At 63.6% G+C, this 9,399-nt stretch carries 7 protein-coding genes and 2 pseudogenes; 6 read left to right on the forward strand and 3 right to left on the reverse strand.

The genetic code is table 11. The features are described from left to right. The 3 genes from HUK84_RS06200 to HUK84_RS06210 all read left to right on the forward strand — a co-directional run. Positions 1-1,599: relaxase/mobilization nuclease domain-containing protein (locus HUK84_RS06200; protein WP_176639501.1), on the forward strand; the 1,599-nt coding region annotated here is incomplete at its 5' end. Positions 1,600-1,640: 41 nt separating this feature from the next. Next, positions 1,641-3,623 carry a conjugal transfer protein TraG gene (locus tag HUK84_RS06205; protein WP_176639507.1) on the forward strand — a complete coding sequence of 661 codons (1,983 nt, stop codon included), beginning with the start codon at positions 1,641-1,643 and terminating at the stop codon, positions 3,621-3,623. A 7-nt stretch (positions 3,624-3,630) separates the two neighbouring features. Continuing rightward, entirely contained in the window at positions 3,631-4,068 is a 438-nt protein-coding gene (locus HUK84_RS06210) for a CopG family transcriptional regulator (protein WP_176639502.1), read from the forward strand. Between the two features lie 331 nt (positions 4,069-4,399). Here the strand turns inward: HUK84_RS06210 and HUK84_RS06215 are convergent, their stop codons facing one another. Then, positions 4,400-5,359: an aldo/keto reductase gene (locus HUK84_RS06215; RefSeq protein WP_176639503.1), complete on the reverse strand. Its 960-nt coding sequence runs from the start codon at positions 5,357-5,359 to the stop codon at positions 4,400-4,402. A 167-nt stretch (positions 5,360-5,526) separates the two neighbouring features. Between HUK84_RS06215 and HUK84_RS06220 the strand changes: the two genes are divergently transcribed. Beyond that, entirely contained in the window at positions 5,527-6,426 is a 900-nt protein-coding gene (locus HUK84_RS06220; protein WP_176639508.1) for an AraC family transcriptional regulator, read from the forward strand. 223 nt (positions 6,427-6,649) lie between these two features. On the opposite strand, the pseudogene HUK84_RS06225 reads toward HUK84_RS06220, so the two are convergent. Then, positions 6,650-7,053: pseudogene (locus HUK84_RS06225) on the reverse strand (transposase); the annotation flags it as partial. 85 nt (positions 7,054-7,138) lie between these two features. Next, entirely contained in the window at positions 7,139-7,483 is a 345-nt protein-coding gene (locus HUK84_RS06230) for a YciI family protein (RefSeq protein WP_176639504.1), read from the reverse strand. A 118-nt stretch (positions 7,484-7,601) separates the two neighbouring features. Between HUK84_RS06230 and HUK84_RS06235 the strand changes: the two genes are divergently transcribed. Then, positions 7,602-8,495 carry a LysR family transcriptional regulator gene (locus HUK84_RS06235; RefSeq protein ID WP_246285455.1) on the forward strand — a complete coding sequence of 298 codons (894 nt, stop codon included), beginning with the start codon at positions 7,602-7,604 and terminating at the stop codon, positions 8,493-8,495. 550 nt (positions 8,496-9,045) lie between these two features. After that, a pseudogene (locus HUK84_RS06240) lies at positions 9,046-9,399 on the forward strand (Flp pilus assembly complex ATPase component TadA); the annotation flags it as partial.

Here is a 9,399-nt window from a genome sequence, read left to right on the forward strand (position 1 = left end):
AGTGGAAGCCGCTCGACCTTCGGCCGCGGCCGTGTCGCGGCGATCCGGGCGAACCATCTGCTCACCGGCCGCTCGCGCCTGGTGACGGTCAAGGCCCGCGTCGTCCGTCACTCCGCGCGCTCGGCGCCGCTCGGCGCCCATCTCGGCTACCTGAGGCGCGAGGGCGTTACCCGGGACGGGGAGAAGGCCCGGCTGTTCGGTCCGGAGACCGAGGACGCCGATCCCAGGGCCTTCGCCGAGCGGAGTGCGGGTGACCGCCACCACTTCCGCTTCATCGTCTCGCCTGAAGACGCGCCGGAGATGGCCGACCTCAAGGGCTACGCCCGCGAGCTGGTCGGCCAGATGGAGAAGGACCTCGGCACCAAGCTCGATTGGGTCGCCGTCGATCACTGGAACACCCAGCACCCGCACGTCCACATCATCGTGCGCGGCGTCACGGACGACGGCCAGGACCTCGTCATCTCCCGCGACTATATCAAGGAGGGGTTGCGCGCCCGCGCCCAGGACCTGGTCACTCAGGAGTTGGGACTGCGCAGCGATCTCGACATCCGCCACGCGCTCGAACGCCAGGTGGAGGCCGAGCGCTGGACCCAGCTCGACCGGCAGCTTGTGCGCGACGCTGGCCGGCACAGTGTCATGGACGTCGCGCCTTCTCCCGGCCAGGAGCCGGACCCGTTCCAGTCGCTGAAGGTCGGGCGGCTGCGGCATCTGGAGAGCCTCGGCCTCGCGCATCAGCTCGGGCCCGGCCAGTGGGCAATGGACGAAGCCGCCGAGACGACGCTCCGCGAACTCGGTGAGCGCGGCGACATCATCAAGCGCATCCATCGTGGCCTGCGAGAGCACGGGATCGAACGGGCATCCGCGAGCTATGTGCTGGCCGGCGAAAGCCTCGATGTGCCTGTCATCGGCCGGCTGGTGGATCGCGGTCTCGACGATGAGCTGAAAGGGACAGCCTACGCCGTCGTCGACGGCGTCGACGGCCGCACCCACCACATCAAATTCCCCGACCTCGACGCGACCGGCGATAGCGCGCCAGGCTCCGTCGTCGAGCTGCGCAAGTTCGACGATGCGCAAGGCCGCCGGCGCGTGGCGCTGGCTGTGCGGTCGGACCTCGCCATCGAAGATCAGGTGACGGCCAGCGGCGCGACCTGGCTCGACCGGCAGGCGGTCTCCCGTGATCCGGTGGCGCTCGGCCAGTCTGGTTTCGGCGCCGAGGTCCGCGATGCAATGGACCGGCGGGCCGAGCAGCTCATCGAGCAGGGCCTCGCCGAGCGCCAGCCGCACGGCGTCACGTTCTCCCACGGCCTGATCGGTACGCTCCGGCGCCGTGAGGTTGAGGCCCTGGGCGAGCGGCTCGCCACCGAGACGGGCCAGCCCTTCAGCCAGGCCGCCTCCGGCGAGTACGTCGCCGGGTCGTACCGGCAGCGCTTCGCGCTCGCCTCCGGGCGCTTCGCCATGATCGACGACGGTCTCGGCTTCCAGCTCGTGCCCTGGACCCCATCCCTCGAAAAGCAGCTCGGTCGCCACGTCTCCGGCATCGCGCGCGATGACGGCGGCGTCGACTGGGGCTTCGGCCGGAACAGAGGAATCGGCATATGAGTAACATTCAGAACCAAACCTCTCAGGAGAGGCTCGCCGGCATGTCGGCGACCAAAATTCTCTGGGGTCAGATCCTCACCGTCTTTGCGATCATCTTGCTCGCGCTATGGGCCGCGACGGAATGGACAGCCTGGCGGCTCGGCTTTCAGGCCCAACTCGGCGCCCCGTGGTTCGAGCTTCTGCATTTTCCGATCTACCAGCCGCAATCCTTCTTCTGGTGGTGGTTCGTCTATGACGCCTACGCGCCATCAATCTTCATCAAGGGCGCATACATCGCGGCGTCGGGCGGCATCATCGCCGCGGCCGTCGCCATCGGCATGTCGGTCTGGCGTGCGCGGGAGGCGAAGAACATTGAGACCTACGGCTCCGCGCGTTGGGCCCAACCGAAGGAGATCGCCGAAGCGGGCCTGCTCGGTCCCGACGGGGTGGTGCTAGGCCGTCATCAGCGCAGCTACCTCCGCCATGATGGGCCCGAGCATGTGCTGTGCTTCGCGCCGACCCGGAGCGGCAAGGGCGTCGGCCTGGTCATTCCGTCGCTCTTGACCTGGCCGGGCTCGGCGATCGTCCACGACATAAAGGGCGAGAACTGGCAGCTCACGGCCGGCTTTCGGGCACGGCACGGCCGTGTGCTGCTGTTCGATCCGACCAATGCGAAGTCATCCGCCTATAATCCGCTGCTCGAGGTCCGCCGCGGCGAATGGGAGGTGCGCGATGTGCAGAACATCGCCGACATCCTGGTCGATCCCGAAGGCAGCCTGGAGAAGCGAAACCACTGGGAAAAGACCAGCCACGCCCTGCTGGTCGGCGCCATCCTGCATGTCCTCTACGCCGAGGAGGACAAGACGCTCGCCGGCGTCGCGTCCTTCCTCTCCGATCCGAAGCGGCCGATCGAGTCGACGCTTTCCGCCATGATGCGAACGCCGCATCTGGGCGAGGCGGGCGTCCATCCCGTCGTCGCCTCCGCCGCGCGCGAGCTGCTGAACAAATCCGCCAACGAACGGTCCGGCGTGCTCAGCACGGCTATGTCTTTCCTCGGCCTATACCGTGATCCCGTTGTCGCCGAGGTGACGCGCCGCTGCGACTGGCGGATCGGCGACATCGTGGCCGGCGATCGGACGACGACGCTCTACCTCGTCGTCCCACCGTCCGACATCAACCGGACCAAGCCGCTTATCCGCCTGATCCTCAATCAGGTCGGCCGGCGGCTGACCGAGGACCTACAGGCCAAGGCCGGGCGACGCCGGCTCCTTTTGATGCTCGATGAGTTCCCGGCGCTCGGCCGCCTCGACTTCTTCGAGTCCGCGTTGGCCTTCATGGCAGGCTACGGCATCAAGAGCTTTCTGATCGCCCAGTCGCTGAACCAGATCGAGAAGGCCTACGGCCCCAACAATTCGATCCTCGACAACTGTCATGTGCGGGTGAGCTTCGCGACCAACGACGAGCGGACGGCGAAGCGGGTCAGCGACGCGCTCGGCACCGCGACCGAGATGAAGGCGATGAAGAATTATGCCGGCAGCCGGCTGTCGCCCTGGCTCGGACATCTCATGGTCTCGCGATCGGAGACCGCGCGGCCGCTGCTGACACCAGGCGAGGTGATGCAGCTCCCGTCCACCGACGAGATCGTCATGGTGTCGGGCGTCCATCCGATCCGGGCGAAGAAGGCGCGCTACTACGAGGATGAACGGTTTCAGGAGCGGATCGTGGCACCGCCGGTGCTGATGCGGCCGAAAGACGGGCGCGCAGACGATTGGAGTTCGCGCCCGCTGCCGCCCCGACCACCGGCGCTGGCTGGGGTCGATGGCGAGGACGCTGATGACGAAGACCCGAAGAACACCGACCGCCGAAAGCAGCCGGAGCTCAGCCAAGGAACCGTCGAGAAGCAGGCGCCAATCGAGAATGAGTTCGCGCTCGATCAGGTCGACGAGATGGAGGAGGAGGCGCCGAGGATCGGCCGGATGAATGACCTGATGCAGGGCCTCGCTCAGCAAGCCTCGCTCGATCCCGGCGACGATCTCGGGATGTGAGGCGCTGATGGTCGCGGCAAAGAAGAAGGCCCAGCTTTCCGTCTACCTCGACCCGGATGTCATGCAGGCCTTGTCGGCCTACGCCGCGCGCCGGGACCAGTCGATGTCGCTGATCGCCGAAGCCGCGATCGCGTCATTCCTGTCGCCGGATGCGGACGAGCGGCGGGAGGCTGCCATCGCGAAGCGGCTCGACCAGCAGGACCGGCGCCTGGCGCGGCTCGAACGCGACGTTGGCATCGGTGTCGAAACTCTGGCGCTGTTCATCCGCTTCTGGCTCAACACGACGCCGCCGCTGCCGGAGCCAGCCGCAAAGGCCGCGCGTGCGCAAGCCGGGGCTCGCTACGACAATTTCGTCGCAACGCTCGGGCGACGGCTAAATGAGGGACCAAAGCTGCGGCAGGAGATCCCGGAGGACAAAAGTGAAGGGGCCTATGGAGAACAGTAACAGAGATCTGAAGCAACGATCCAACCAGGAACGGGCCATAGCAGATCGGCACTGTTCCGCTTCAGTGGACAAGAGTTGGCGAACGGACCCGACAAGGCGCGAGCGTTCGCAAGCGTGCTCTCGGCGTAGGTAATCAGATTCAGTGTTGCGCAATGATCGGGGATCACGGAAGGACATTTCTGAGCGCGAAGGCTATGCATCACGCCGATAACGTTGAGGCGCACGTCCGGACACGCGCTTAAAGTCATTTCGAACGGTTTGCCGACGAGTAATCGAGATTGGCGACGGTGTCGCTGCCATCGTCTCCCGGCGGCGCAGCAGCCGACAGACTTCAAACCCGCATATCTTTTTCCCACCAGCCGCGGGTGTTCACGTGAGCCGCGTTGGCGAGGGCTTCCAGCTCTGCGATGTCATCGCTGGAGATTGTCATCGTGGTGGCTCGGACCAGGCCTTCGATATGGCTAGGCTTAGTGACGCCAATGATCGGCGTCGTGCCCTTGGCAAGGGCCCAGGCTGTGGCGACGTCGGGAGCTGCCGCCCCCTGGACCTGGCCGATCGAGGCGAGCTTGTCGGTCAGCGCCTTCAGCTGAGGCAGCATGTCGTTGTAAGCCTTCGCCCGGTCGGTCCCTTCCGGCAGCGGATTCTGAGGACTGTACTTGCCGCTGAGGGCGCCCTGTTCAAGCACCATATAGGCGAAGAAGGGGATGCCGCGCTTGCGGCAATAGTCCAGGATGCCAGCATCCTCAGCGTTGCGGTACACGAGACTGTAGTGGTTCTGGATCGCTTCGACCCGAAACCCGGCCTCTCCGAGAATGTGGTCGGCGCGCTCGATTTCGCTCAGGTTGTGATTTGAGACGCCGACATGTTTGACCTTGCCGCTCTTCAGCAATGGAATCAGGTGCGGAGTCCATCGTGCCACATCGGCAGGATTGTGAATCCAGTAGAGGTCGATGTAGTCCGCGCCGAGCCGTTTCAGGCTTTGCTCCAGCATCTCCGCCATCGGAGATTCGCCAGCTCCCGCAGCTTGCGGGGTGAATTTCGTAGAAAGCTGGTAATCGCGGCGCGCGAAGCGCTTCAGAACTTCACCAAGTACGGTCTCTGAGCGGCCCATGCCGTACACCACGGCGGTGTCCCACAGCATGAAGCCGGCAGTCTGCGCCTTGTCCGCAAGCTCTTCCAGGCCCGCCTGAGTCAGGCTGCTGCCGAAATAGCCATCGCCAGCCTCGCCGCTGTCACCCCAGGCCCAGGTGCCCAAAGCGACCTTGGGCGTCTTGAGAGTGTCGATAATCATGTCTACTCCCTGCTTCATCTGCGGCTAGGTAAGTTGCTACCGCCGCTCACATTGTGATGCGACAGCTGGGCAGAGCGTTAGCCTGATGCGCCGAGATTTCGGCGTGATCCTCCGGATAATGCGGGTTCGCGTTGCCGCGCCTTCGCGTGCGTGCGACATTCATCTTCATGGGAACGCTGGATGAAATGGCTGCAATCATCGGGAGATACGTCTCGAAAGACGGCTTCCATGCCACCCCCATCGAGCGCGTGACGCTTGTTCGATCCTCCACGGTGACGATGCCGATGCCAAACGTCTATCGGCCTCAGCTCTGCCTCGTCGCGCAGGGGCGGAAGGAGGTCACGCTGGGAGACCTCGTGTTCAAGTATTCGCCTGGCCGCTACGGGGTCGTGACCTACGACCTGCCGGCGATTGGTCATGTGATTGAGGCGACGCCTGACAAGCCCTATCTGTGCCTGTACCTCGATTTCGATCCGGTGATGCTGGGCGAGTTGGCGTTGCGCGTGCCGCTCTCGCCGGGCGCACCGTCTCCACCTATCGGCAAGACGGTGTCCGAGGCCAGTACCGCTCTTCTGGACGCCGCCCTGCGCCTGCTACGCCTGCTCGACGATCCGGCCGCGCTGCCCGTGCTCGGGCCACTTGCCGAGCAGGAGATCCTCTATCACCTGCTTGCCGGCCCGACCGGCGCCCGGATGCGCCACATCACGTCGAGCCAGGGGCGGATGGCCCAGGTGGGCCGGGCCATCGCCTGGATCGGCAAGAACTTCAGGGAGCGGTTCAGCATCACGCGGCTTGCGGCGGAGGTGGGCATGAGTCCGTCGAGCCTGCACGAACATTTTCGCGCCGTGACGGCGATGACGCCGCTGCAGTTTCAGAAGCAACTCAGGCTGCAGGATGCACGCAGCCTGATGCTGGTCGAGGACATCGACGTCGCGACGGCCGCGCTCCGCGTTGGCTACGAAAGCCCATCGCAGTTCACGCGCGAGTATCGCCGCCACTTCGGAGAACCGCCCGCGCGCGATATCGCCCGATTGCGCGCTTCGCCGGGCTTTGCGGTCGTCGCTTGAGTTTCAAGCAATAGGTCTGAAACTCGTCGACTGGGCTATGAGCGCCCGGGCGAACCGCCGTTTGCCACATCGCCGATCAGTTTCGGCCCGCATGACGGGATCAAGTTCCACGCCGTCGTTATCGCTGGATCGTGCTGGCTCTCAGTGGACGGTGCACCGGCAGTGCAGATCCATGCCGGCGAATGTTTCCTGCTACCGTGAGACCGCTCCTCGCGAGCGACATGACAGCCATATGAAGCTTCGATCCGCGCTTGCGCTTGGCGCCGTCATACCCTGCCGCGCCCCGCTCTCGGGTGTCGAACGCAAGGTCCGGCTGTCGATAATCGCGGCGGTCGGCTTCCGCGTGCGTCCTGCCGCCACCCGCAGATCGTGCACGAGCGCCTCGAAGCAGCCAGCCTGCATCCAGCGCTGGGTCTGCTGGTAAGCCGCGAACCAGGGCGGAAGATCATTCGGCATTGCGCGCCAGGCGATTCCGTAACGAACCACGTAGCGCAGCGCATTGAACAGCTCGCGCAGCGAATGCTGACGTTGCGGTGCATCCTCCCGAACCAGTGTCAAATAGGACACCACCAACGACCACTCATCGTCGGACACGTCAGAGGGATACGGCTTGCGCGCACTCGTCATGCCCTCCGATATGAATCAAGCCGCGCAGAAAGTACATAACACCCTGTAGCAAACAGCGTAGGCGGTAAGGACCAGGCGACTCATCTCACACGTAACCCAGTTTTTCGGCAATTGCCTTCAAATCCGGTGGCAAAGTTTTGCTGGACTGTTCTCCGAAGACCCCGAACAGCGGATCCCATTCCTCGACGGAGAGCGTAACGATCAGGTTCTCGCGACTGAACGGATCGCCTTTGACCATTGCCTCCACCTCACGCTGGTTGTCAGCCTCTAAAATCAAAAAGCCGGAGCGGAGCGGCGTGCCCTTGATCGGGCCGGAAGCCTTCAGCCTTCCCTGCTCGATCAGGTCAAGCAGATATTCCACATGCTCGGCGACGTAATGGTTCCATTCTGGTCCATCGGGGTGGGACATTGTGACGATGTAGAATGCCATTGTCGGCTCCTTCTCCTTCAAAGAACGAGACTATCGACTGACATCCATCAGTGATAAATGGCTCACTTGTATGCAGAGAAACCACCTCTGGTGTTGAATGCCCGATCGTCTAGAAAGCATGGCAGCCTTCGTTAGGGTCGCAGACCTGGGGTCCTTCGCGGCGGCAGCCGGCCACCTCGGGGTGTCGCCTCAAATGATCGCGAAGCATGTGGCGGCTCTTGAAAGCCGCCTCGGCATCCGGCTGATCAACCGCACCACACGGCGGCAGAGCCTGACGGAGTTTGGCCAGCGTTATTGTGACAGTTGCCGGGCAATTCTGGCAGACGTCGATGACGCCGAGGCGCAGGCGATGCAGGTACGCAAGATCGCCAGGGGTATTTTGCGGGTAAATGCGCCCGTTACATTCGGCACGCATGCGCTCATGCCAGTCATGACTAGCTACCTTGCACAAAATCCCGAGGTGCAGGCTGAAGTCGTATTGTCCGATCGTTTGGTTGACCCGGTCGAGGATGGCTATGAAGCGATTATCCGCATCGGCGCGCCGCCCGAAAGCAGTTCCTTTGTTGCACGCACCTTGAGCCCCTATCGATTGATTGCCTGCGCATCTCCGGCCTACCTGGAGCAGCACGGCACGGTCGTCGTTCCGGACGATCTGAGCCGACAGGAATGCCTGGGTTTCAGCTATTGGTCAGGAACGCTCGGCCGTGAATGGACTTTTCGAAAGGATGAGCAACTGTTCCATGTCCCGGTTCACGGCAGGTTGCGGGTCAATGACTGGAAAGGACTGCATCAAGCCGCCTTGCTCGGGTTCGGGATAACGCTCGGGCCCATGGCCGCCCTAGCTGGCGACATCGCAGCCGGTCGTCTAGTTCAGATCCTCAGGGATTATGAAGGGCCTACACGCCCGATGCACCTCCTCCATGCGGAGGACCGTCGAATGACACTCAAGCTGAGGTGCTTCATTGACGCCGTTCTCGCCGCGTTCGCGGCTAAGAATGAGACGGAAGCGTGAAGTTTGGTGTAATTCCATAGATGTTGGCTCGTGCCGTCTCCGCTATGAAGGTGGGCTTCTGTTTCCAATCGACTTGCCTGCGCGGCGTTACAATTATGGAGACCGGTCAGCGGCAGTTATTATGGCCGGTAGATGGCTGCGCCCAACGAGCCTGCCAGACTACGCCGTCGAGGACCGAGATGCCGGTGTCGACCTTTCGAAGGCTCGCCTTGAAGGATTGTGCGAGGTCGAGGCGGTGAATGCCCGTGTCCGATGGCAACGAGTATCCGCGGCCCCAGCAGGGCCGCGACGTCCTCGGCCAATTCGCCTGATACGCCGGGGCCGAAGTGCACCGCCCTGGGCGCGTGGAATGTGAATGGTCGCATGTGCTTGGTCTTTCTTGCCTAGAAACGATACATATATTCGCTTCGCACCCGGCAAGTCTTTTTTCTCTCCACTACGCAGGCCTCCTACGCCGCCTGAATACTTGTTGAACCGCCCCATTTCCTGCCTTTTCTAATCATCCCCGTCGCCAGTCGCGTGTCGCGATTGGCCAACGACGGGGACGATCGTGGCGGTTGCTCCAATCCATTCCGAGGCCTTCTCACGCGGCGCGCGCATGCTGCGCACCGCGCTCGGCCCGGCTATCGCCGCTTTCCTCGAAGACCCTTCGATTGTCGAGGTGATGCTCAATCCGGACGGCCGGCTCTGGATCGATCGGCTTTCCGGCGGCCTGGAGGACACCGGCCGCACCCTCTCCGCTGCCGATGGCGAGCGGATCGTGCGCTTGGTCGCACACCATGTCGGCGCCGAGGTCCACGCCGACAGGCCGCGCGTCTCGGCCGAGCTGCCCGAGACGGGGGAGCGGTTCGAGGGGTTGCTGCCGCCCGTCGTCACGGCGCCAGCCTTCGCCATCCGCAAGCCC

It is taken from the genome of Nguyenibacter vanlangensis (genome assembly GCF_013376155.1).
GTDB classification, from domain to species: domain Bacteria; phylum Pseudomonadota; class Alphaproteobacteria; order Acetobacterales; family Acetobacteraceae; genus Gluconacetobacter; species Gluconacetobacter vanlangensis.